We start from the raw sequence: 21,501 nt of genomic DNA, 5'->3' as shown, positions 1-21,501 counted from the left end.
GAACATGGACCTTACCCAACAGCAACTCATCAACATCATGCCCAACGCCCGCGCCCAAGCGGGCATTTTTATTCCTGCGTTGAACACCGCCATGTCGCGCCATCGCATCGACACACCCAAGCGCATGGCCGCATTCCTCGCCCAGGTCGGTCATGAGTCCGGGCAATTGCGCTATGTGCGGGAGTTGGGCAGCGAGCAATACCTGAGCAAATACGACACCGGAACCTTGGCCGTTCGCCTGGGCAACTCGCCCGAGGCCGACGGTGACGGCCAAAGGTATCGCGGTCGGGGATTGATCCAGATTACCGGCCGCGACAATTACCTGCGTTGCAGTCAGGGGTTGTTCGGTGACGAACGCCTGCTGGCGTTGCCGCAGCTGCTGGAGCAACCGCAATGGGCCACCGAGTCTGCCGCCTGGTTCTGGGAGCAGGGTGGCTTGAACGAACTGGCCGACCGTGACCAGTTCAACAGCATCACCCGCCGTATCAACGGCGGCTTGAACGGCTTGGAGGATCGCCTGCAACTCTGGGCGCGGGCGAAGGCGGTGTTATGCCAACCTTCGGCATGATGCCTTTTTCGTCACGTGCCGTGGGCGTTGTCGTGTTGCTCGGGCTGCTGGCCGGCGGTCCGGCGCTGCTTGCGTGGCGGTTCCAGGACTGGCGTTACGCTCAGCAACTGGCCCGGCTCGCACAGGCCCAGGCCGAAACCCTGAATCAAATCACCCAGGCGGCTGCGGTGCAGCAGAAGGTCGAGCAGGACAAACGCCTGGTCCTGGAAAAACAACTATCCAGCAGTGAACAAACCCATTACCGAGCCCTGAGCGATGCCCAACGTGACCAGGATCGCCTGCGCGATCGCCTTGCTACTGCCGATGTCCGGCTGTCAGTCCTCCTCGACGCCGACGATGTTGCCGCCGGTTGTGCAGTGCCTGCCGCCCCCCGCACCGGCGGCGTGGATCATGGCGCCCCACGCGCCCGACTTGACCCGGCGCATGCTCAACGAATTATCGCCATCACCGACGAGGGTGACCGCGGACTGATCGCCTTGCAGGCCTGCCAGGCCTATGTGAGGGCCCTACGCCAGTAATCCGCCGAGCCTTGCATGCTTCGAATGCTCGTGTACGGTAGGCGCCAGTCGCGTCGAATCAGGAGAGCATCATGGACGACATTACCGAGTTGGCCGCTGAACTGGGCAGGCGCTTGCAATTGCTCAATGCCCATGTCACCACCGCCGAGTCCTGCACCGGTGGCGGAATTGCCGAGGCGATCACCCGGATACCGGGGAGTTCGGCCTGGTTCGAGGCCGGTTTCGTCACGTATTCCAATCGCCAGAAGACCCAGCAGTTGGGTGTGCCCGGCGAGCTGTTCGAAAAAGTCGGTGCGGTCAGTCGCGAGGTGGTGGAGGCCATGGTGCGGGGCGCCCAGCGACAAAGCCTGGCGCGCTTTGCCGTGGCGGTCAGCGGCGTGGCCGGGCCGGACGGGGGCTCGCCGACCAAGCCGGTGGGCACCGTGTGGCTCGCCTGGGGCGTTGGCGAGGCGGTATTTAGTGAGCAGCGATTCTTTCCGGGCAACCGCGACGAGGTCCGCCGACAAACGGTGAAGGCCGCGCTAGACGGGCTGTTACAACATGCCACCGCAGAAATCTCAAATCAGGGGTAGGCGATCCCTGATCGCTGTGGAATAATACTGGCTACTTATACAGGTGTTGGCCGCCAGGCCTTATTGATTACGTGAGGACTTTAATGGACGACAACAAGAAGAAAGCCTTGGCTGCGGCCTTGGGTCAGATCGAACGTCAATTCGGCAAGGGTGCCGTAATGCGTATGGGCGATCAGGACCGCCAGGCTATTCCTTCCATCTCCACCGGCTCCCTGGGCCTGGACATCGCGCTTGGCATCGGCGGCTTGCCAAAAGGTCGTATTGTTGAAATCTACGGTCCTGAATCCTCCGGTAAAACCACGCTGACCCTGTCCGTGATCGCCCAGGCCCAGAAAGCCGGCGCGACCTGCGCCTTCGTCGACGCCGAACACGCCCTGGACCCGGAATACGCCGGCAAACTGGGTGTCAACGTCGACGACCTGCTGGTTTCCCAGCCGGACACCGGCGAACAAGCCCTGGAAATCACCGACATGCTGGTGCGTTCCAACGCGGTTGACGTGATCATCGTCGACTCCGTGGCGGCATTGGTGCCGAAGGCTGAAATCGAAGGTGAAATGGGCGACATGCACGTGGGCCTCCAGGCTCGCCTGATGTCCCAGGCCCTGCGCAAGATCACCGGTAACATCAAGAACGCCAACTGCCTGGTGATCTTCATCAACCAGATCCGCATGAAGATCGGCGTGATGTTCGGCAGCCCTGAAACCACCACCGGTGGCAACGCGTTGAAGTTCTACGCCTCGGTTCGCCTCGACATCCGCCGCACTGGCGCGGTGAAAGAAGGTGATGAGGTTGTCGGCAGCGAAACCCGCGTCAAGGTCGTGAAGAACAAGGTTGCATCACCGTTCCGTCAGGCTGAATTCCAGATTCTGTACGGCAAGGGCATCTACCTCAACGGCGAGATGATCGACCTGGGTGTGCTGCACGGTTTCGTAGAGAAGTCTGGCGCCTGGTATGCCTACAACGGTACCAAGATCGGTCAGGGCAAGGCCAACTCGGCCAAGTTCCTGGCGGACAATCCGGAAGTCGCGGCGGCCCTCGAGAAGCAGCTGCGCGACAAGCTGTTGAGCCCGGTCGCAGACGTCAAGTCCGTGGCTAATCGCGAGACCGCCGATGACATGGCTGACGCCGATATCTGACCGATCCGATGACCGCCGTACTCGATACCCTCGTCGCGGTGCGGCGAACCGCGATGGACTTGCTCGCTAGGCGCGAGCACGGACGAGTCGAGCTGACGCGTAAGCTGCGTCAGCGCGGCGCTCCTGATGAGTTGATCGACACCGCCCTTGACCGTTTGACGGAAGAGGGGCTTTTGTCGGAAGCGCGGTATCTTGAGAGCTTTGTCTCTTATCGCGCCCGCTCCGGCTATGGTCCGATGCGGATCCGCGAGGAACTTGGCCAGCGTGGCTTGCAAAGAGCGGATGTCGAACTTGCGTTGCGCGAAAGCGGTATCGATTGGCAGGAACAGTTAACCGACACGTGGCGCCGCAAGTTTTCTGGGCATCTGCCTGTCGACGCGCGGGAGCGAGCCAAGCAAGGCCGTTTCCTGGCGTATCGAGGCTACTCCATGGAAATGATCAATCGCTTGTTCAGCGGTCGCAGCACGGATGACTAAACAAAAACGGCCCGCTATTTCGATAGCGGGCCGTTTTTTATGGGCTCACGTCACCTTGATCGGCTCCCAGGTGAGGGGATGAGCCTTGGTGGCGGGTTGCGCCCAGTTTTCCGGGAGGTTGATGTAATCCACCAACTCCCTTAGGCGGCCATGGTCTCGGGCATTGAACGTAAATGCCAGTCGCGTCAGATGGCTGAAAGGCGCTTCCTCGGGTTCTTCGCCGCTATAGGCATGCTGATGGAAGCAATCGTTCAAGCACAGGTCGGCGAATTCGACCTGCATTTGTTGCAACGCCTGTTCATTCAGCTTGTGATTCATGCGAATCACGAACTGATGCTTGAGCCAGCGGCTGGAATGGAAGTTGCGGTAGAACTGGTTGATTTCCTCCACGGCGTCTTCGGCGCTATACACCAGGCGCATCAATTTCATGTCGGTCGGCAGGATGTAGCGGTTTTCCTCCAGTTGTTCTCGGATGAAATGCAGCGCGCCTTGCCAGAACTTGCCTCCGGGCGCGTCCAATAGCACCACCGGCACCAATGGGCTTTTGCCCGTCTGCACCAGCGTCAGGACCTCCAATGCTTCGTCAAGGGTGCCGAAACCACCCGGGCAGAGCACCAAGGCATCGGCTTCCTTGACGAAGAAAAGCTTGCGAGTGAAGAAAAAGTGGAACGGCAGCAGGTTCTGCGTGCCCTCGACGGTCGGGTTCCCATGCTGTTCGAAGGGCAGGGTGATGTTGAATCCCAGGCTATGTTCCCGGCCTGCGCCTTCATGGGCCGCAGCCATGATGCCGCCGCCCGCGCCAGTGATCACCATCATGTCCGAACGAGCCAGCGCCGCGCCCAGTTCGCGTGCCAGCCCATACAACGGATGCTCGATGGGCGTTCGGGCCGAGCCAAAGACCGTGACCTTGCGGCGACCCTTGAATTGTTCCAGCGTGCGAAATGCGTGTTCCAGTTCCCGCAGGGCCTGGAGCGTGATCTTGGCATTCCAGCGATTGTGATCTTCCTGGGCCATGCGCAGCACGGTCAGGATCATGTCGCGGTAGATGGGGAGGTTGGGACTGTTGGGTGACACCAGGTTGAGTTGCTCTTCGACCTTGCGGGTGAGGTCGTGGCCATGGTTCTCAAAATGACGGCTGAGCAGGTCATTCGGTTTGTACGGCATTCAGCTTCTCCTTCTGAACAGAACCCCCGGCTCCAACGAGAGATTCGTCAGGGCCACGACACCTCCTGTGCCGTTGTCAGTCCGGGCGCGTGCCCGGGCGTTAACCTGGCTCGACGCAATGTGCAGCAAGGCGGCCAAGCCATCCAACGGGTCCTGCTGTTTCCCTTGGATGAAAAACGGTTACACGTCGCGTATCAGCGAGGGCAGCCTCTTTCTGCCCGGTAGGAAAACGATACCTTGAATCTAGCCTTTAGCGTTGATATTAGCTGTCCAGATCATGGCGCTCGAATGTGAAGGTTTGCAACTTTGACTGTAGTCCTGCCGTTATCGGTCGCTCGCGATGGGGTCAGCGCTGGCGTCGGATAACGTACCGCTCGTCAGGTCGCCGACGGGGTGCGTACCGCTCTGATTTACTCAATAACAGGCGTGCCAAGGCAATTCGGCGTCCAGGGCTGGGCGTCCGCGCGATGAAATGAAGCATTGATGGGCAGGGAGGCGGGAGAGATGACCAGAGTAACTCTGGAGCTCGACGGGCAGTTGTACCTGATGCTGTTGGAAGCGGCTCAAGCCAATCGGGTCAGCCTGGAAGAGGAATGTTGCCGTCGGCTGGAAGGCCGGGAATGGCGCTCACGCTATTTGCAGGCGCTGGTGGCGGAACTGCGCGCCGACGAAGAGCAGCGGCGCGCACGCACGGGGTGATTATTTCTTGGTCTTGGCCGGTTTCGGGCAATCCGATTCCTGGAAGCGTTCGGTGGCAACCGGGCGGTTGGTCTTCACTTCGGTGAACTCGTAGCGCATGGTCGCGCCTTTGGCCATCAGCTTGCGGAAACCCGGGTTGGTGCACACCGTGGAGCCCAGTTGGAAATAGACCGCCTTGGGATCCGCGCGCATTTTCTGGGCATGACTGCTTTGCACGCTGAGATGGTTGATCAGTTCGGTACCTTCGACGGTGTAGCCCTGATCGAGAATTTCTTCGTTGATCGCCCGCGGCGTGCCTACGCTGCTTTCCTTGGCAACGTTCTGCAGCATCTTGTTCAGCTCGAGTTCTTTCAGCGACGCGGCCTGAGCGCTGATGGACGTCGCCAGCAGAACGGCAACGGTTGGAACGATAAGGCGCAGCATGAAACTCTCCTGGTTCAGTAACTGGTGGTTCGACCGGTCACGTGACTGTGCGTTCAGTGGCGGCGATTATAGGGAAGCCGGGTTGGAGGGTACAGGTTTACCCGCTCTGGTAGACTGCCGGCCTTCTTTGCCCTGCCGAGTGTTGTTCGTGTCGAGTTTTCCTGTCTGTGGGCAGTGCCCGCGATGAGCCTTGTTTCCAACGCCGTAGCCCGTTTGCGCGACCAGCGCGTCGATGAAGGCATCAAGCCGCTCCAGGCCCGAGGGTGGCGCGCGCCCCGTTGCGGCGCGTGTCGGGTAATCGAAAGTCATTGCCTGTGCGCCTGGCGTCCAAGTGTCGAGACCCGCTCCGGCGTTTGCCTGATCATGACCAATAAAGAAGTCTTCAAGCCGAGCAACACGGGTTGGCTGATTGCCGATGTGGTGCGCGATAACCATGCCTTCATCTGGTCGCGTACCGACGTCAATGAGCAACTGCTGGCGTTGTTGAACGACCCGCAATGGCAACCGTACCTGGTGTTCCCGGGGGAATATGTCGAGCCGTCGCGGGTTACGCACACGGTTGACCTCGCCCAGGGCAAGCGTCCCTTGTTCATCCTGCTGGATGCCACTTGGACCGAAGCGCGGAAGATGTTCCGCAAGAGTCCCTATTTTGATCGGCTGCCCATCTTGAGCCTGCTACCCGACAAGCTGTCGCGCTACCGCTTGCGGCGCTCGACCCGCAGTGAGCATCTGTGCACCGCCGAGGTCGCGGCGCTGTGCCTGGAATTGGCGGGGGATAGCGACGCGGCATCGGCCCTGGACGCCTATTTCGATGTCTTCAGCCAGCATTACCTGGGCGCCAAGCGCCAGCAGGAAGTGGATGTGTCGACGCCAGCCCATGCCGAATTACTGCCCTTTGTCCGCTCGGCTCAAGAACTGTTGGCCTAATAGTGGCCCATACTGGAGACAGCGGTGGCCGTGCTGCTTGACCACCCCGGCTTCGCTGGGCATGCTTGGCGCCGACCAGGGTGCGGGCTGGAGTTTAAGATGCTGTGATTGGCGTCGAACGTGCCCCTGTAGATAGCGCCGAATGGCGGTATCTTGAGTTATATGGCGAGGCGCGAATGCATCGGGCCTGCCTTAAAAACAGGATCATTTGAAAAATGGCCACATACGAAATCCTGATTGCCGATGACCATCCGCTTTTTCGCAGTGCGTTGCATCAGGCGGTGACCCTGGGCCTTGGTTCAGATGTCCGGTTGACGGAGGTGGCCAGCATCGCGGAATTGGAAGCCCGGCTGGCGGAAAAGGCCGATTGGGACTTGGTTCTGCTCGACCTGAACATGCCCGGCGCGTATGGTTTTTCAGGCCTGGTGCTATTGCGTGGGCAGTACCCGCAGATTCCGGTGGTGATGGTCTCGGCCCAGGAAGAGGCCTCGGTGATGGTCAAGGCCCGCGAATTCGGTGCCAGCGGGTTCATCCCCAAATCCAGTTCCCTGGAAATGATTCAACGGGCAGTGAAGGCCGTGCTCGATGGCGATGTTTCCTGGCCGCCGCAGGCGTTCGAAGCGGTGAGTGTGTCCGAGGAAGCCAAGGCCGCCAGCGAAGGCCTGGCCAGCCTGACGCCGCAGCAGTTCAGGGTGCTGACCATGGTGTGCGAGGGACTGTTGAACAAGCAGATCGCATATGAGCTGAATGTGTCGGAGGCCACCATCAAAGCTCACGTTACGGCGATCTTTCGTAAATTGAACGTGCGCACCCGGACCCAGGCCGCCTTGTTGTTGCAACAACTTGAGTCAATATCGCCCCAATCGTAGCGCCTGAATTCACGCTTTTTTGACTGCGTTTACAGTAGTTTCTTCACTCTTTTCGATCAGTTGCCCACCCTATGTCACCTTTCAAGGGCCAAACCGGCCTGAAACGCATCCTCAATGCCTCCGGCTATTCCCTGGACGGGCTGCGTGCAGCTTTTGTAGGCGAAGCGGCGTTCCGTCAATTGGTCCTGCTCAACGTTATCCTGATCCCTTTGTCGTTTTTCCTGGATGTCAGTCGCGTCGAGCAGGCACTGTTGATCGCGGTGTGCCTGCTGGCCTTGATCGTGGAGTTGCTCAACTCGGCGGTGGAGGCGGCCATCGACCGCATTTCCCTCGAGCGGCACCCGTTGTCGAAGAACGCCAAGGACATGGGCAGCGCCGCCCAGTTCGTCGCCCTGACGATGATTGCCTTGGTCTGGGGTTTGGTACTGCTCTGACTGTCAGGCGATGGCAGGCAGGACGATCTCGTCGCTGCGCTGGACCCCTGCGGTGAATGCCCGGCAGAGATCGAGGAATTCACGCATGGCCGAGGTCTGGTATTTCTGCTTGTGCCAGATGAAGTAGAACTGCCGCGCCAGGTCCATGTCCGGGGTTTCCACGGCGACGAGACTGCCGCGGCGGAAAGCGTCACGCAGGGCCAGGCGCGAGATGCAGCCAATCCCCAGGCCTGATTCCACGGCGCGCTTGATCGCTTCGGTGTGTTCCAGCTCCAAGCGAATATTCAGTGCGCTGCGGTGATGGCGCATGGCCTGGTCGAAGGTCAGTCGCGTTCCGGAACCCTGTTCACGGAGGATCCAGGCCTCGTGGGTCAACTCCTCCATGGTCGCCTGTCCACGCTTGGCCAATGGATGCTGGGGCGCGCAGAATACCACCAATTCGTCTTCGACCCAGCTCTGTACCTCGATGTCTGGATGGCTGCAGTCGCCTTCGATTAGACCCAGATCAATTTCATAATGGGCAACCTGGTGCACGATATTGGCAGTATTTTGCACGTGCAGCTTCACCTGGCTTTCCGGATGACGCTGCATGAAGCCACCGATCAGCAGGGTCGCCAGGTAATTGCCAATGGTCAGCGTGGCGCCGACCGCCAGTGAGCCGAAACCGGATTTGCCGTTGAGCAAGTCTTCGATCTCCTTGGCCTGGTCCAGGAGCGCCACGGCTTGGGGCAGCAACTGCTTGCCCAAGGCGTTGAGGCTCAGGCGCTTGCCGGCCCGATCGAACAGTTGGCAGCTGGATTGGCGCTCCAATTCAGTGATGGAGGTGCTGGCGGCCGATTGCGACAGATTGAGCAGGCCCGCGGCACGGGACACGCTTTCCTGCTGGGCGACGGCGACGAAGACTTGAAGTTGACGTAGAGTAAATCGCATATCGATATAACCGATAACCCTTATCTTAATAATCCATTTAACAGATATTGTCGCCGCCATTAGAATGCGATGCAATTGCGCAGATTATCGGCGCAGGCATCATTTCCAGGAGTCCCCCGTACATGAGCAACATGAACCACGAGCGTGTCCTCAGTGTTCATCACTGGAACGACACTCTGTTCAGCTTCAAGTGCACCCGCGATCCGGGCCTGCGCTTCGAGAACGGTCAGTTCGTGATGATCGGCCTGCAGCAGCCCAACGGCCGCCCGCTTATGCGCGCTTACTCGATTGCCAGCCCGAACTGGGAAGAGCATCTCGAATTCTTCAGCATCAAGGTTCCCGACGGTCCGTTGACTTCCCAGTTGCAGCACCTGAAGGAAGGCGACGAGATCATCATCAGCAAGAAGCCTACCGGCACGCTGGTACTGGACGACCTCAAGCCTGGCAAGCATTTGTACCTGCTCAGCACCGGTACCGGCCTGGCGCCTTTCATGAGCGTCATCCAGGATCCAGAAACCTATGAGCGCTTCGAAAAGGTGATCCTGTGCCACGGCGTGCGTTACGTCAATGAAGTCGCCTATCGCGAATTCATCACCGAACACTTGCCACAGAACGAGTTCTTCGGCGAAGCGCTGCGTGAAAAGCTGATCTACTACCCGACCGTGACCCGCGAGCCGTTCGAGAACGAAGGCCGACTCACCGACCTGATGCGCAGCGGCAAGCTGTTCCGCGACATTGGCCTGCCACCGATCAACCCGCAGGATGACCGCGCGATGCTGTGCGGCAGCCCAAGCATGCTCGACGAGACCAGCGAAGTGCTCAACAGCTTCGGCCTGACCGTTTCGCCGCGTATGCGCGAGCCGGGTGACTACCTGATCGAGCGGGCGTTTGTAGAGAAGTAAGCTGTATTTGTAGTGACTGACACCAGTTGCGCCATAAAAAGCCCGCGCCGCCTGTTGAAGGCTGCGCGGGCTTTTTCGTTTTCGGTGTCTCGTCCTGAATAAGGTTTACACCTTCTGACCTATCCTCAGGAGGAACCAATGGATTCAGGAAAGAAGCGCAGTCAGCGTGATTACACGCTGAGCTTTAAATTGGCGGTCGTCGATCAGGTTGAAAAGGGCGAACTGAGTTATAAAGAGGCTCAACGGCGTTATGGGATCCAGGGCCGGTCGACTGTGTTGGTGTGGTTACGCAAGCATGGACGGCAGGACTGGAGCCAAGGCGCCTCCATTCGTGCCCAGAGGAACCGACCGATGGCCGAGCCAAATTTGCCGCTGACACCAGAGCAGCGAATCAAGGAGCTGGAAGAAAAGCTGGCCCTTGCCAACCAGAAAGCCCAATTTTTTGAAGCTGTCGTTGACGTACTAAAGAACGATTACGGTGTTTCTGTCGTAAAAAAGCGATCCGGCAAGTCCTCACCCAAGGGCAAATCGAAGGCCTGAGTGTTACCAGGGCTTGCCAGTTTCTGGGCATCTCACGGCAGGCGTATTACAAGCGCAATCGAGCTTACGACGCGCAAGCCAGCCACGCGCAAAAGGTGTTGGGGTTTGTGCTGGAGACACGTCTTGAAATGCCCCGGTTGGGCACCCGCAAGCTGCATGGCCTTATGCAATCCGAACCTGAACTGACGCAAACGGTAGGCCGAGATCGGTTGTTCGATATTTTGCGGGATCATCGACAACTGGTCCCACGCAAACGCGCTTATCACAAGACGACCGACAGCCATCATCGCTTCCGTCGACATCCGAATCGGCTCAAGCCCGGCCCTGACCAGGTCACTGCCACCGGCCCGGAACAGGTCTGGGTGGCGGATATAACCTACTTACCGACCGAGCAAAGCGTCGCTTACGTAAGTCTGGTCACTGATGCGTTCTCGCGCAAAATAGTCGGCCATCACGTGCATGAAAGCCTGCATACCGAGTCAGTCATCCGGGCGATGACGAAAGCTCTTCGCCACCGAAGAACCAATCAACCGTTGGTACATCACTCAGATCGGGGCTCGCAATACTGCTCTGATCTCTACCAAAAGCTGCACGCCAAACATGGCGTCAGGTGTTCGATGACTGATGGCTACGACTGCTACCAAAATGCTCTAGCGGAACGAGTGAATGGGATTCTGAAAACAGAATTTCTTTTACACCGTCCCAAAGACCTTGCCCAAGCCACGCGCATGGTTGAGGAATCGATAGAAATCTATAACCGTAAGCGACCTCATCTGTCCCTGAAATACAAAACGCCCGATGCGGTGCATCAGGCGTTTTGAGACTGAAACAGGTGTAAACCTATTTCAGGACTAGACACGGGTTTTATTTAACCGCAGGAACGACTTCCAACACCCGGATCATTCCCGGCTCCGGATAATGCCAACGCACATCCAGGTCCCAGAACTGCGCACCGTATTCCCTTTCAGCTGTAGGAACCTGATACGCCGGGCGTGGGTCTTGGGCCAGGCATTGTTCGATCAGCTCCACCAAGGGCTCTTCGAGGCGCACGGCGTGGTCGCGCGCTTGAAGCAGGGCAGTGTCCGCCCATTGCACCGCAATCAAGTCAGGCGCGGCGCTGGCGATGCTGTTGGTGGCAGAGCCGATGATGTCGGCGTAGGGCACGTAGGGCTTGATATCGAGCACGGGCGTGCCGTCCAGCAGGTCGATTCCCGATAGCCACAAGCGACCGGCTTCGACCCGTTCCAGCTTCACCACCGATTGGCCGATGCCGTTGGGGCGGTGGGTGGCGCGAGTGGCGAATACGCCCATGGATTTGTTGCCGCCCAGGCGCGGCGGTCGCACTTTCAAGCGCGGCTTGTCTTCCAGGGCCTGGTGGAACAGGAACAGCAACCAGACATGGCTGACCTGCTCCAGGCCCTGCACCGCATCCCCTTGATCGAACGGCGCCACCAGTTCCAGCACCCCGCGCGCGGCCGGGGCCAGTTGCGGTTGGCGCGGAATGGCGAACTTCTCCTTGAAGCAGGAGCGGACGAAGCCGATGGGGGAGACGTTGTAAGTCATGGGTTGGGTTCGAGGCAGGATGGAGTGGGCATCATAGCGCGGGGCAAGGATTGACACCGTCCGCTTTGGCGAGAACATATTTTTTGTGGCGAGGGGATAAGCCCCCTCGCCACAAGAGCTCTGCCGACATCAGTAGCGCGTCAAGAATCGACAGCCCTTCGGCATTAGCCGCGCACGCGCAGCGTCAGGCCCTTGAGGAAATTGCGCAGCAACTGATCGCCGCACGGGCGGTAGTTGGTGTGGCCGAACTTGCGAAACAGCGCGCTCAGTTCCGGCTTGGACACCGGGAATTCGGCGGCCTTGAGGATGGCGTGCATGTCGTCTTCCTTCAGCTCGAAGGCCACGCGCAGTTTCTTCAGGATGATGTTGTTGGTGACGGGCACTTCGATCGGCTGTGGCGGACGGCTTTCATCCTTGCCGCGCTTGAAAATCACCAAGCCATCAAGAAAATGAGCCATGACCAGGTCGGGGCAGAACACAAAGCCTTCTTCCTCATCTTTCTTGAGGTAGCCGGCCAGGTCCGCCAGGGTGACGTCCAGGCCGCCCAGCTTGATGATCTCGATGACTTTCTTGTCGCTGATGTCGAGCATGTAGCGCACGCTGCGCAGTACGTCGTTGTGAATCATGTGTGCAATCCTGATGAATCGGCAGTGGGCGCCCGGTTCGGTGCGGCGCCGGGGAAGTTAGAATTTCTCTTTGGCAGACAGGTAGCGCCATTGGCCCAGGGGCACCTTGCCGATGGACACGCCGCCGATGCGGATGCGGCGGATGGCGACGACCTTCAGGCCGACGGCCTGGCAAAACAGCGCGATCACGCCCGGTTGCGGGTTTTTCATGGCGAAGCGCAGGCGGTTTTCGTTTTGCCAACTGGCCTTGACCGCCGGCAACTCCTTGCCTTTGTAGGTCAGCCCGTGGTTCAAGCGATTGAGGCCGTGGGCGACCATCTCACCCTCGACTTCCACTACGTATTCCTGCTCGATCTTAGCCGCGTCGGCCGTCAGCTTGCGCAGGATTTTCCAGTCCTGGGTAAACACCAGGAGCCCACTGGCGCCGGCCTGCAAATCGGCGCTGGCGGTCAGGCGCAGGAAGTGGCCCTTGAGCGGCCGCTTGCCGAAGCGATGTTCTTCGCTCAAGGTCTGCGGTCCCAGGGTCGCCATGGCCGTGTCGACGTCCATGCCCGCCGGGACGTTCATCAGGATGGTCACAGGCTCCGGCGCGGTGGCCTTGGCTTCGGGGTCGAGTTCGACCTTTTGGGTGGTGACCTTGAACTGCGGTTCATCGATGACTTCGCCGTCCACGGTGACCCAGCCGCCCTCGATGAACAGCTCAGCCTCCCGACGGGAGCAGCCGACGAGTTCGATGAGACGCTTGGAGAGACGAATCGGGTCAGTCATGACGGGGCCGTAACAAAAAGGGGTGGGCATTGTACCTGTCTGGCGCCGGTTAATCGCGGGTCCATTTGCCTCATGCCGTTTTTAGCCGCGCCCAGCCTTCAGGTCGGGCTGCTTGTAACGCATGTGCAGCAGCGGGTAGGGCTGGTCCATGCCATCCTTGGCCGAACGACCGACGACCTCGAACCCTTGCTTGAGGTAGAAACCGAGGGCCTGAGGGTTCTGTTCATTGACGTCCAGTTCATCGGCGTTCAAGTGTTCGATGGCATAGCGCAGCAATTGTTTGCCCAGGCCTTGGCCGCGATGCTCGGGGTCGATGAACAGCATTTCGATCTTGCCGGCCGCGACCCCGGCGAAGCCCGTGATGCGCTGTCGTGAATCCCGGGTGCAGATGAGCATCACCGCGTCCAGGTAACGCGTGAGCACGAGGTTTTTCAGCAGCTCGATATAGCTGTCGGGCAGGAAATCGTGGGTGGCCCGTACCGATGCCTCCCAGACGCGGGTCAATTCCTGGTAATCGCTCGGTTTCGGTGTGCAGATGACCGAATGCTGGCGCATGTCCGCCTGTTCCTTGTGGTGGAGTTTTCATGTCTGCATACGATAGCCGTAAAAAAGCCCCGCATCTTGTTGCAAGAGCGGGGCTTTCAATTTTTTGGTTGTTGGAACAACCCGTCGTAAGTCTGCGAGGCTGCAGATCAGCCGATCTGCTCAGCCCACAAATCATACTCGTCGGCGTCGGTAACCTTGCACCAGACCTTGTCGCCCGGCTTGAGGTTGTTGCCGTTGTCGATGAAGACGTTGCCGTCGATTTCCGGAGCGTCGAAGAAGCAACGGCCCACGGCGCCTTGTTCGTCGACTTCGTCCACCAGCACTTCGATTTCGCGGCCGATGCGCATCTGCAGGCGCGCCGAGCTGATGGCCTGCTGGTGCGCCATGAAGCGCTCCCAACGGTCCTGCTTGACGTCGTCCGGCACCACATCCAGGTTCAGGTCATTGGCCGGTGCGCCTTCGACGGGCGAGTACTGGAAGCAGCCGACGCGGTCGAGCTGGGCTTCGGTCAGCCAGTCCAGCAGGTACTGGAAGTCTTCTTCGGTTTCGCCGGGGAAGCCGACGATAAAAGTGGAGCGGATGATCAGGTCCGGGCAGATTTCACGCCAGTTCTTGATGCGCGCCAGGGTCTTGTCTTCGAAGGCCGGGCGTTTCATGGCCTTGAGGACTTTCGGGCTGGCATGCTGGAACGGAATGTCCAGGTACGGCAGGATCTTGCCGGCGGCCATCAGCGGGATCAACTCGTCGACGTGCGGGTACGGGTAGACGTAATGCAGGCGGACCCAGACGCCGAGGGTGCTGAGGGCTTCGCACAGCTCGGTCATGCGGGTTTTCACCGGCGCGCCGTTCCAGAAGCCAGTGCGGTATTTCACGTCTACACCGTAGGCGCTGGTGTCCTGGGAAATCACCAGCAGTTCCTTGACCCCGGCCTTGACCAGGCGCTGGGCCTCGTCGAGCACGTCGCCCACCGGGCGGCTCACCAGTTTGCCGCGCATCGACGGGATGATGCAGAAGCTGCAGCTATGGTTGCAGCCTTCGGAAATCTTCAGGTAGGCATAGTGGCGCGGGGTCAGCTTGATGCCTTGCGGCGGCACCAGGTCGATCAGCGGGTTGTGGTCCTGGCGCGGCGGCACGACTTCGTGCACGGCGTTGACCACTTGCTCGTACTGCTGCGGCCCGGTCACGGACAACACGCTCGGGTGCACGTCGCGGATATTGCCTTCTTCCACGCCCATGCAACCGGTCACGATGACCTTGCCGTTTTCCTTGATGGCTTCACCGATCACTTCAAGGGATTCGGCCTTGGCCGAATCGATGAAGCCACAGGTGTTGACCACCACCACGTCGGCGTCCTGGTAGGTGGACACAACGTCATAACCTTCCATGCGCAGCTGGGTCAGGATGCGCTCGGAGTCGACCAGCGCTTTCGGGCAACCCAGGGATACGAAGCCAACCTTGGGATTGGCTGGCGCGGTAGTGGTGGACATGTCTAACCTCGGTGTAAGGGGGATCGTCTCTTGTCGAGACAGGGCGCCTGGCGCGCCTCTGATCAAAAAGTGCGCAATTCTATCCGTGGTCGTCGCACTTGACCAGCTTTATACCGGGAAATGCGACGAGTGCTGCGCTATGCTTCGCGCCGTTGCCTTCTGGCGATTGTTGCAGTCAACAAAATGTCTGTAACAAAGCGTAAAACAGCCCATGCTGTTTCACAAAGCGTACGGCTTCTTTCAAGAAGGCAGGTCTGCAAATCAGGAGTGTTGGATGGGTCATGCAAGTAGTCAGGCGGCGGGCGCCGAGCATTCGGCAGCCAAGCCGCTGAGCATGCTGGTCGCTGCGGTCGGGGTGGTTTATGGCGACATCGGTACGAGCCCGCTGTACACCCTTAAAGAAGTGTTTTCCGGTGGTTATGGCGTGCCCGTCAACCATGATGGGGTACTGGGGATCCTGTCACTGATTTTCTGGTCGCTGATCTGGGTCGTGTCGATCAAGTACATGATGTTCGTCCTGCGCGCCGACAACCAGGGCGAGGGCGGCATCATGGCGTTGACCGCCCTGGCACGGCGCGCGGCGGCTGGCAGGGCACGGTTGCGTACATTCCTGGTGGTCTGCGGCTTGATCGGTGCTGCGCTGTTCTATGGCGACAGCATGATCACCCCGGCGATCTCGGTACTTTCGGCAATTGAAGGCCTCGGCTTGGCGTTCGAGGGCATCGACCATTGGGTGGTGCCGCTGTCGTTGGTGGTGCTGGTGGCGTTGTTCCTGATCCAGCGCCACGGCACCGCGCGGATCGGCATCCTCTTCGGCCCGATCATGGTGACCTGGTTCCTGGTCCTGGGGGCCCTGGGTGTGTATGGCATCAGCCAGCATCCCGAAGTGTTGCAGGCCGTAAATCCGGCGTGGGCCGTGCGCTTTTTTGTCGTGCACCCGGGCATGGGCGTGGCGATCCTCGGCGCCGTGGTGCTCGCATTGACCGGCGCCGAAGCGCTGTATGCCGACATGGGCCACTTCGGCCGCAAACCGATCGCGCGCGCCTGGTTCCTCCTCGTGCTGCCAGGCCTGATGCTCAACTATTTCGGCCAGGGCGCCTTGCTGCTTGGCGATCCGGAAGCGGCACGCAACCCTTTTTATCTGTTGGCACCGAGTTGGGCATTGCTACCCTTGGTGGGCCTGGCGACGCTGGCCACGGTTATTGCCTCGCAAGCGGTAATTTCCGGCGCGTTCTCGCTGACACGCCAGGCGATCCAGCTCGGCTACATCCCGCGCATGTACATCCAGCACACTTCCAGTGCCGAGCAGGGCCAGATCTACATCGGTGCGGTGAACTGGTCGCTGATGGTCGGTGTGGTGCTGCTGGTGCTGGGCTTCGAGTCGTCCGGTGCGCTGGCTTCGGCCTACGGCGTGGCGGTGACGGGCACGATGCTGATGACCACGATCCTGGTCTCCGCCGTGATCCTGCTGCTGTGGAAATGGCCGCCGTTGCTGGCGGTACCGGTGCTGTTCGGTTTCCTGTTGGTGGACGGGCTGTATTTTGCCGCCAACGTGCCGAAGATCATCCAGGGCGGTGCGTTCCCGGTGGTTGCCGGCATCGCGTTATTCGTGTTGATGACCACCTGGAAGCGTGGCAAGCAGCTGCTGGTGGAGCGCCTGGACGAAGGGGCGCTGCCGCTGCCGATCTTCATCAGCAGCATCCGCGTCCAGCCGCCTCATCGGGTGCAGGGCACGGCGGTGTTCCTGACCGCACGCTCGGACGCCGTGCCTCACGCGCTACTGCACAACCTGTTGCACAACCAAGTGCTGCATGAGCAGGTGGTGTTGTTGACAGTGGTGTACGAAGACATCCCCCGCGTACCACCGCAGCGGCGCTTCGAGGTCGATGCTTACGGCGACGGATTCTTCCGCGTGATTCTGCACTTCGGCTTCACCGACGAGCCGGACGTGCCCGAGGCGCTCAAGCTCTGCCATCTGGATGATTTGGATTTCAGCCCGATGCGCACGACGTATTTCCTCAGCCGCGAGACGGTCATCGCCTCCAAGCTCGAAGGCATGGCTCGCTGGCGTGAGTCGTTGTTCGCCTTCATGTTGAAGAATGCCAACGGCAACCTGCGTTTCTTCAATCTGCCGTTGAATCGGGTGATTGAGCTCGGGACGCAGGTCGAGATGTAGCTACCGGAAAACAAAAAGCCCGCTCCCACAGAGGGTTGTGCGTGAGCCGCGCGACCACAAAAAAGCCCCGGCAACCGTAAGACTGCCGGGGCTTTTCTCAGCTCTGCGTCAGATCACTGTTCGGCTGTCTTGTTCTGGCGCTTGTCGATTTCATCGATCAGGCGCTTGGCCAGGGCCGGGTAGTTTTCATCGAAGTGGTGGCCGCCAGGCAACTTGATGACTTCTCCCACGGCGGTCTTGTCAGTGCAGCCGCTTTCGTTGGCCTCTTCGGCACCGTAGATGCACACCACCTTCTCGGCAGGCAGCTTGGCCATTTCCGGACCGGTGGCCGCTTCGGTGCCGGCGTTGCCGAGCCAGCCCTCGACTTCGATCTCGAAGCTGCCGGTGCGGGCGAAGGCGAGCAGGATGATTGCATCGACCCGCTGTTGCTCTGTCGCCGGCAGGCGGTTGTAGATCGCCGGCAGCACATCGGCGCCGAAGGAATAGCCGGCCAGGATGAAGCGCTTGGTGCCCCAGACCTGGCGGTAGTGCTGCATCAGCTCGGTCAGGTCGGCGGCGCTCTGTTCGGGACTTTTGTGCTGCCAGTAGTAGCGCAGGGTGTCGATGCCGACGACCGGATAGCCGACCTTGGCCATTTCATCGGCCACGTCGCGGTCCAGGTCGCGCCAGCCACCATCGCCGGAAAGGAACAAGGTCACGGTATCCCGGGCCTGGCTGGCGGGCACTTCCACCACCGGGATGCTCAGGCCGCCCTTGCCCTTGTCGGCACCTACCAGGATCTTGCGCAGTTCGTTGTTCAGCACCTGCGGCAGGTTGATGTCGTAGTCGCTGATGCTGGTTTCGGCATTGGATTGATCGCGAACGAACCCGGCGCTGGTGTCGTCGGGGTTATCGTTCCATGCGACCAGCCAACGACCGTGGGCGGCGCTCTTGGGCAGCAGGTGCGTGCAGCCGGGCTTTTCCAGGGCCAGGTCCACCGAGACGGCCCGGGCCTTGTCGTCCTTCTGCTCGGCCAGCCAGCGCCAGGCCAGCACGGCGCCGGGGCCGATGCCGCTGACCAGCGTGGCCGGGCCATGCAGCTCTCTCAGGCCGGCCTGCAGGGCGCGGCCCTGCAACATGCAGTCCTTGGGCAGGATCACCTGGACTATTTCTGCCGAGCCGCTGCGGCTGAGGCTCGTCAATTGGGTGTCGCTGAGCTTCTGGTCTTCATTGACCGCCACCAGTACCTGGGCACGGGGCTTGGTGCCGGGAACGACGCGGGTCATCGGTACGCCGTCGGCGGGTTCCAGTTGTTCCAGGGTCGGTTGCGGGGCAGGGCGGTTCCAATACCAGTAGCCGCCACCGAGAATGACAGCCAGCACCAGCAGGGCGGCCACTACGTATCGCCACGAGCGTTGCATCATCAGCGTTTCACCAATCCAGTCAGGCCGCCTGCAATCAGGGCGGCGGTATCAGCCAGCGCCACCAGCGGATCAAGTCCGGCGGGCACGGCCATGTAGCGAGGTTCCCAGTCAGGCTGGAACTTGTCTTTGAAGCGGCGCAGCCCTTGGAAATTGTAAAGCTGCTCGCCACGGCGAAACACCATCGAACCCAGGCGCTGGGTCAGCGGTGCGCCGCGCCTTGGCTGCAGGCCTGACAATGGGACCATGCCGAGGCTGAAGCGAGCATAGTCGTGGTTTTTGTAATGCTGGATGAGGCCGACCATCATGAATTCCATGGTCAGCTTCGGCGCGTCCGGGTGGGCGCGCATCAGGTCGAGGCTCGCCAGTTCGTGGCTATAGGTCTCCAGCAGGTTGGCGAACGCTACCGGCCGGCCTTCGAAGCGAATCACCGCGATGCGGAAATGCTTGAGGTAATCATCGCTGAAGCGCCCGAGGGAGAAGCCTTTTTCGCGCACATTCTTGCCGGTCAGCCAGGCATCGGAAATGACTTTCAGCTCATCCATGGGCGCCTGGCCCGGCTCGTGGATCTCCAGCGACAGGCCGTCGCGGGTGCCGCGATTCCAGGTGTAGCGCAGGTCCTTCATCTCCTTGCCCTTGGCTTCGAGATCGAAGCGCTTGAGGTCGACCCGCGCCTCTTCGCCCAGCTTGATCGCGGTCAGGCCGATGTCCATGTAGTACGGCAGATTCTCGACGCGGACCTGATAGAACACTGGCCGGGCGTGGTAGACGTCGCACAAGTCACGGAACTGCCAGATCATTTCCGCCCGTTGCTGGCTCGGCCCGATCGGATCGTACAGCGCGACAAGACTGCGGCCGCGCCGCGCATACATCAGGAATGCTTCGTCGTTGGGGTGAAACAGCAGCGCCTTGTCGCCGGTCAGGGCCAAGCCGCCGTCGGGCTGGGAAGAGGCCATGAGAATGGTCTTGGCGCGCTCCAGCTCTTGCGCGGTGGGCGAGTGAATCACCGGCCGCGCGGTGCGCAGCAGCCAGGTCAGCGACACCGCCACCAGTAGCACCGCGGCGCCCAACAGCGAGCGCAGGCTCCGGGGGGCGTCGGCATCCAGGGTGAACTGCCACCACAGTTGATGGCTGTAGGGCACGTCTTGATAGGCAAACAACAGCAGCCAGATCGATGCGCCCAAGACGCAAAGGCTAGCGATCAGGAACAGTGGCGAGAATGGCAACTCGGTGAGGCGGCTCGGGCGATAAAACGAACGCCGGAAGATCGCGAGCAGGGCAGCGGTCAGGGTCAGCAGCGTGGCTTCCTCCCAATCAAAACCCTTGAGCAGCGAGAGCAGGGCGCCTACCAGCAACAATACGGTGGTGAGCATCCAGGCGGCGGACAGGCGACGGCGCAGGCCTTGGGCCAGCAACAGACACAGCACGCCTATCAGGCTGGCGCCAAAGTGCGAGGCGTCCACCAATCGATGAGGAATCAGAAAACCGATGTGCTCCAGGCGCGTGTCGATCTCTGGCGTCACCCCGGAAAACAGCAGCACCACGCCCGAAAGGAATACCAGCACCGCCAGGATCGGGGCGGCGAAACCGGACGCCGCCCGCAGGGACTGGCGCGTCTGGAACAGTCGTTGTGCTTCATTGATCAGCAGAAGCACGCACGCCACCAACATTGGCAGCAGCACGTAGATCAGGCGATACAGCAGCAGGGCGGCGGCCAGCGGGGCGGCCCCGAGTTTATCGGCAAACGCGGCCAGCAGAATCGCTTCGAATACCCCGACCCCGCCCGGCACGTGACTGAGGACGCCGGCGGCCAGCGCGAGCAAGTACACCAGCAGGAACGGGCCGAACGGTGGCGCTTCGGGCAGCAACAGATAGAGCACCGTCGCGGCAGCGGCGACATCCAGCGCAGTGATCACCAACTGCAGGAACGTCAGGCGTCGGCCTGGCAGTCGCAGCGTCCTGCGACCGGCCTTGACCAGCAGACTGTCGCGGTAGGGTTGTTCTGGCAGGCGACGGCGATAGATACCCATCGCCAGCACGCCGGTAAGCAGCAGCACCGCCACGGCGATCGATCCCAGCAATGTAGCTGGAAGATGCAACGCAGCGGATGCCGCAGGCAAGTTGCTCAGCGTCGCCAGCGCGGCCAGCGGTGGTAACGCGCAGCCCAGGGACAAGCTGGCGAACAATGTCATGTGCGCGACATCCGCCGCCCCCAGGCCATGGCGGGCGTACAGGCGATAGCGAACCGAGCCGCCCGACAGCAACGAAAGGCCGATGGCATTGCCAATGGCAAACGCGCTGAACCCGCCCAGGATCAAGGTCTGTGGGGGTAGCTTCACGCCTGCGTAGCGGGTGGCGGACCATTCATAGCCCAGCAGGATGATGAAACCGGCCACGGTCGCGGCGATGGCTCCGAGCAGCGCCGGCCTGGGCACATCGAGGATCGAATCATGCAGGGCGTAGAGGTCGAGTTCGCTCAGCAGATGGCGGCAGGCAATCAAGGCAATTGCAAATAGCAGCACCGTGACAGCGAGGCCAATGGGTTGGCGGTACCGGCTGATCCGCTCCATCCAGCGCAGTCGCTCGGCCTTGATCGGTTGTGTTGCAGTAACAGTGTCTTGTGGGTCAGACGAGTGGGCGCGCATCAATCACCTCTTGAGCTATGCGCGACAGGATGGGGGTATCCAGCCAAGTTACCAATCCCTGCGGCGGAAAATAATTACAAAATATTTGTAATGGAGCTTTTTCGACACACACAAAAAAGGCCACTCTTTCGA

The 21,501-nt window shown here is 60.4% G+C and carries 22 protein-coding genes; 12 read left to right on the top strand and 10 right to left on the bottom strand.

The genetic code is table 11. The features are described from left to right. Nucleotides 1-4: 4 nt before the first annotated feature. The 5 genes from VQ575_RS20700 (at nt 5) to recX (ending at nt 3,270) form a co-directional block, all read left to right on the top strand. Entirely contained in the window at nt 5-568 is a 564-nt protein-coding gene (locus VQ575_RS20700; protein ID WP_325918330.1) for a glycoside hydrolase family 19 protein, read from the top strand. Next, complete coding sequence (locus tag VQ575_RS27360) at nt 550-1,086, top strand: lysis system i-spanin subunit Rz (protein WP_198723266.1); 537 nt, start codon at nt 550-552, stop codon at nt 1,084-1,086. The genes VQ575_RS20700 and VQ575_RS27360 overlap by 19 nt, the downstream gene beginning before the upstream one ends. 71 nt (nt 1,087-1,157) lie before the next feature. Then, a complete protein-coding gene (locus VQ575_RS20690) occupies nt 1,158-1,658 on the top strand; it encodes a CinA family protein (RefSeq protein WP_039594451.1) in 501 nt (166 codons plus the stop codon). Between the two features lie 83 nt (nt 1,659-1,741). Beyond that, nucleotides 1,742-2,794, top strand: a complete 1,053-nt coding sequence (gene recA, locus VQ575_RS20685) for a recombinase RecA (RefSeq protein WP_045155221.1) — start codon at nt 1,742-1,744, stop codon at nt 2,792-2,794. A gap of 8 nt (nt 2,795-2,802) precedes the next feature. Continuing rightward, a complete protein-coding gene (gene recX / locus VQ575_RS20680) occupies nt 2,803-3,270 on the top strand; it encodes a recombination regulator RecX (protein WP_039594349.1) in 468 nt (155 codons plus the stop codon). A gap of 45 nt (nt 3,271-3,315) precedes the next feature. On the opposite strand, the gene VQ575_RS20675 is transcribed toward recX, so the two are convergent. Beyond that, nucleotides 3,316-4,434 carry an LOG family protein gene (locus tag VQ575_RS20675; protein ID WP_325918329.1) on the bottom strand — a complete coding sequence of 373 codons (1,119 nt, stop codon included), beginning with the start codon at nt 4,432-4,434 and terminating at the stop codon, nt 3,316-3,318. A gap of 504 nt (nt 4,435-4,938) precedes the next feature. On the opposite strand from VQ575_RS20675, the gene VQ575_RS20670 reads away from it, so the two are divergent. Beyond that, the gene (locus VQ575_RS20670) at nt 4,939-5,133 is read left to right on the top strand and encodes a hypothetical protein (protein WP_039594351.1); all 195 of its coding nucleotides are present in this window, start codon (nt 4,939-4,941) and stop codon (nt 5,131-5,133) included. On the opposite strand, the gene VQ575_RS20665 is transcribed toward VQ575_RS20670, so the two are convergent. Beyond that, entirely contained in the window at nt 5,134-5,556 is a 423-nt protein-coding gene (locus VQ575_RS20665) for a quorum-sensing-regulated virulence factor family protein (protein WP_325918327.1), read from the bottom strand. Between the two features lie 183 nt (nt 5,557-5,739). Between VQ575_RS20665 and VQ575_RS20660 the strand changes: the two genes are divergently transcribed. The 3 genes from VQ575_RS20660 (at nt 5,740) to VQ575_RS20650 (ending at nt 7,786) form a co-directional block, all read left to right on the top strand. Further along, nucleotides 5,740-6,483 (top strand): tRNA-uridine aminocarboxypropyltransferase, encoded by a 744-nt coding sequence (locus tag VQ575_RS20660; protein WP_325918325.1) that lies wholly within the window; start codon nt 5,740-5,742, stop codon nt 6,481-6,483. Nucleotides 6,484-6,698: 215 nt separating this feature from the next. Beyond that, nucleotides 6,699-7,352, top strand: coding sequence for a response regulator transcription factor ErdR (gene erdR, locus VQ575_RS20655; protein WP_039594354.1), 654 nt, complete (start codon nt 6,699-6,701; stop codon nt 7,350-7,352). 71 nt (nt 7,353-7,423) lie between these two features. Next, nucleotides 7,424-7,786, top strand: coding sequence for a diacylglycerol kinase (locus VQ575_RS20650; RefSeq protein ID WP_039594355.1), 363 nt, complete (start codon nt 7,424-7,426; stop codon nt 7,784-7,786). Nucleotides 7,787-7,789: 3 nt separating this feature from the next. On the opposite strand, the gene VQ575_RS20645 is transcribed toward VQ575_RS20650, so the two are convergent. Then, nucleotides 7,790-8,716, bottom strand: coding sequence for a LysR family transcriptional regulator (locus tag VQ575_RS20645; protein ID WP_039594356.1), 927 nt, complete (start codon nt 8,714-8,716; stop codon nt 7,790-7,792). A 122-nt stretch (nt 8,717-8,838) separates the two neighbouring features. Here VQ575_RS20645 and fpr point away from each other — a divergent pair, with 122 nt between their 5' ends. Both fpr and VQ575_RS20635 read left to right on the top strand, forming a co-directional pair. Further along, nucleotides 8,839-9,618, top strand: a complete 780-nt coding sequence (gene fpr / locus VQ575_RS20640; protein WP_003198368.1) for a ferredoxin-NADP reductase — start codon at nt 8,839-8,841, stop codon at nt 9,616-9,618. A 138-nt stretch (nt 9,619-9,756) separates the two neighbouring features. Continuing rightward, nucleotides 9,757-10,979, top strand: a protein-coding gene (locus VQ575_RS20635; RefSeq protein WP_325918323.1) for an IS3 family transposase whose coding sequence is annotated in 2 segments (ribosomal slippage) — nt 9,757-10,108 and nt 10,108-10,979 — 1,224 coding nt in all. Because the reading frame shifts where the segments join, the coding sequence is not laid out codon by codon here. 43 nt (nt 10,980-11,022) lie between these two features. Here the strand turns inward: VQ575_RS20635 and tsaA are convergent. The 5 genes from tsaA to rimO all read right to left on the bottom strand — a co-directional run bounded on the left by tsaA (nt 11,023) and on the right by rimO (nt 15,148). Beyond that, nucleotides 11,023-11,721: a tRNA (N6-threonylcarbamoyladenosine(37)-N6)-methyltransferase TrmO gene (gene tsaA, locus VQ575_RS20630; protein WP_039594357.1), complete on the bottom strand. Its 699-nt coding sequence runs from the start codon at nt 11,719-11,721 to the stop codon at nt 11,023-11,025. Between the two features lie 164 nt (nt 11,722-11,885). Next, complete coding sequence (locus VQ575_RS20625) at nt 11,886-12,347, bottom strand: YehS family protein (RefSeq protein ID WP_039594358.1); 462 nt, start codon at nt 12,345-12,347, stop codon at nt 11,886-11,888. Nucleotides 12,348-12,404: 57 nt separating this feature from the next. After that, nucleotides 12,405-13,115, bottom strand: a complete 711-nt coding sequence (locus VQ575_RS20620) for an rRNA pseudouridine synthase (RefSeq protein ID WP_039594359.1) — start codon at nt 13,113-13,115, stop codon at nt 12,405-12,407. Nucleotides 13,116-13,196: 81 nt separating this feature from the next. Then, nucleotides 13,197-13,670, bottom strand: a complete 474-nt coding sequence (locus VQ575_RS20615; RefSeq protein ID WP_039594360.1) for a GNAT family N-acetyltransferase — start codon at nt 13,668-13,670, stop codon at nt 13,197-13,199. A gap of 137 nt (nt 13,671-13,807) precedes the next feature. Continuing rightward, a complete protein-coding gene (gene rimO / locus VQ575_RS20610) occupies nt 13,808-15,148 on the bottom strand; it encodes a 30S ribosomal protein S12 methylthiotransferase RimO (RefSeq protein WP_039594361.1) in 1,341 nt (446 codons plus the stop codon). Between the two features lie 334 nt (nt 15,149-15,482). Here rimO and VQ575_RS20605 point away from each other — a divergent pair, with 334 nt between their 5' ends. Further along, nucleotides 15,483-17,324 carry a potassium transporter Kup gene (locus VQ575_RS20605; RefSeq protein WP_411829984.1) on the top strand — a complete coding sequence of 614 codons (1,842 nt, stop codon included), beginning with the start codon at nt 15,483-15,485 and terminating at the stop codon, nt 17,322-17,324. Between the two features lie 113 nt (nt 17,325-17,437). Here VQ575_RS20605 and VQ575_RS20600 read toward each other — a convergent pair whose 3' ends face one another. Then, the gene (locus VQ575_RS20600; protein WP_198723265.1) at nt 17,438-18,727 is read right to left on the bottom strand and encodes a virulence factor family protein; all 1,290 of its coding nucleotides are present in this window, start codon (nt 18,725-18,727) and stop codon (nt 17,438-17,440) included. Then, nucleotides 18,727-21,294, bottom strand: a complete 2,568-nt coding sequence (gene mprF / locus VQ575_RS20595) for a bifunctional lysylphosphatidylglycerol flippase/synthetase MprF (protein ID WP_411829983.1) — start codon at nt 21,292-21,294, stop codon at nt 18,727-18,729. Before mprF ends, VQ575_RS20600 begins: the two co-directional genes overlap by 1 nt. Nucleotides 21,295-21,501: the final 207 nt, after the last annotated feature.

This window comes from Pseudomonas frederiksbergensis, assembly GCF_035751725.1.
Lineage (GTDB): Bacteria > Pseudomonadota > Gammaproteobacteria > Pseudomonadales > Pseudomonadaceae > Aquipseudomonas > Aquipseudomonas frederiksbergensis_A.
Note: the sequence above shows the minus strand (reverse complement) of the source record. Positions and strands in the feature narration are given on the sequence as shown.

What these genes read in the sequence shown, in the direction of transcription:
- VQ575_RS20700 (WP_325918330.1), top strand. Translation starts at nt 5, where the DNA reads ATGGACCTTACCCAACAGCAACTCATCAACATCATGCCCAACGCCCGC.
- VQ575_RS27360 (WP_198723266.1), top strand. Translation starts at nt 550, where the DNA reads ATGCCAACCTTCGGCATGATGCCTTTTTCGTCACGTGCCGTGGGCGTT.
- VQ575_RS20690 (WP_039594451.1), top strand. Translation starts at nt 1,158, where the DNA reads ATGGACGACATTACCGAGTTGGCCGCTGAACTGGGCAGGCGCTTGCAA.
- recA (WP_045155221.1), top strand. Translation starts at nt 1,742, where the DNA reads ATGGACGACAACAAGAAGAAAGCCTTGGCTGCGGCCTTGGGTCAGATC.
- recX (WP_039594349.1), top strand. Translation starts at nt 2,803, where the DNA reads ATGACCGCCGTACTCGATACCCTCGTCGCGGTGCGGCGAACCGCGATG.
- VQ575_RS20675 (WP_325918329.1), bottom strand. Translation starts at nt 4,434, where the DNA reads ATGCCGTACAAACCGAATGACCTGCTCAGCCGTCATTTTGAGAACCAT.
- VQ575_RS20670 (WP_039594351.1), top strand. Translation starts at nt 4,939, where the DNA reads ATGACCAGAGTAACTCTGGAGCTCGACGGGCAGTTGTACCTGATGCTG.
- VQ575_RS20665 (WP_325918327.1), bottom strand. Translation starts at nt 5,556, where the DNA reads ATGCTGCGCCTTATCGTTCCAACCGTTGCCGTTCTGCTGGCGACGTCC.
- VQ575_RS20660 (WP_325918325.1), top strand. Translation starts at nt 5,740, where the DNA reads ATGAGCCTTGTTTCCAACGCCGTAGCCCGTTTGCGCGACCAGCGCGTC.
- erdR (WP_039594354.1), top strand. Translation starts at nt 6,699, where the DNA reads ATGGCCACATACGAAATCCTGATTGCCGATGACCATCCGCTTTTTCGC.
- VQ575_RS20650 (WP_039594355.1), top strand. Translation starts at nt 7,424, where the DNA reads ATGTCACCTTTCAAGGGCCAAACCGGCCTGAAACGCATCCTCAATGCC.
- VQ575_RS20645 (WP_039594356.1), bottom strand. Translation starts at nt 8,716, where the DNA reads ATGCGATTTACTCTACGTCAACTTCAAGTCTTCGTCGCCGTCGCCCAG.
- fpr (WP_003198368.1), top strand. Translation starts at nt 8,839, where the DNA reads ATGAGCAACATGAACCACGAGCGTGTCCTCAGTGTTCATCACTGGAAC.
- tsaA (WP_039594357.1), bottom strand. Translation starts at nt 11,721, where the DNA reads ATGACTTACAACGTCTCCCCCATCGGCTTCGTCCGCTCCTGCTTCAAG.
- VQ575_RS20625 (WP_039594358.1), bottom strand. Translation starts at nt 12,347, where the DNA reads ATGATTCACAACGACGTACTGCGCAGCGTGCGCTACATGCTCGACATC.
- VQ575_RS20620 (WP_039594359.1), bottom strand. Translation starts at nt 13,115, where the DNA reads ATGACTGACCCGATTCGTCTCTCCAAGCGTCTCATCGAACTCGTCGGC.
- VQ575_RS20615 (WP_039594360.1), bottom strand. Translation starts at nt 13,670, where the DNA reads ATGCGCCAGCATTCGGTCATCTGCACACCGAAACCGAGCGATTACCAG.
- rimO (WP_039594361.1), bottom strand. Translation starts at nt 15,148, where the DNA reads ATGTCCACCACTACCGCGCCAGCCAATCCCAAGGTTGGCTTCGTATCC.
- VQ575_RS20605 (WP_411829984.1), top strand. Translation starts at nt 15,483, where the DNA reads ATGCTGGTCGCTGCGGTCGGGGTGGTTTATGGCGACATCGGTACGAGC.
- VQ575_RS20600 (WP_198723265.1), bottom strand. Translation starts at nt 18,727, where the DNA reads ATGATGCAACGCTCGTGGCGATACGTAGTGGCCGCCCTGCTGGTGCTG.
- mprF (WP_411829983.1), bottom strand. Translation starts at nt 21,294, where the DNA reads ATGGAGCGGATCAGCCGGTACCGCCAACCCATTGGCCTCGCTGTCACG.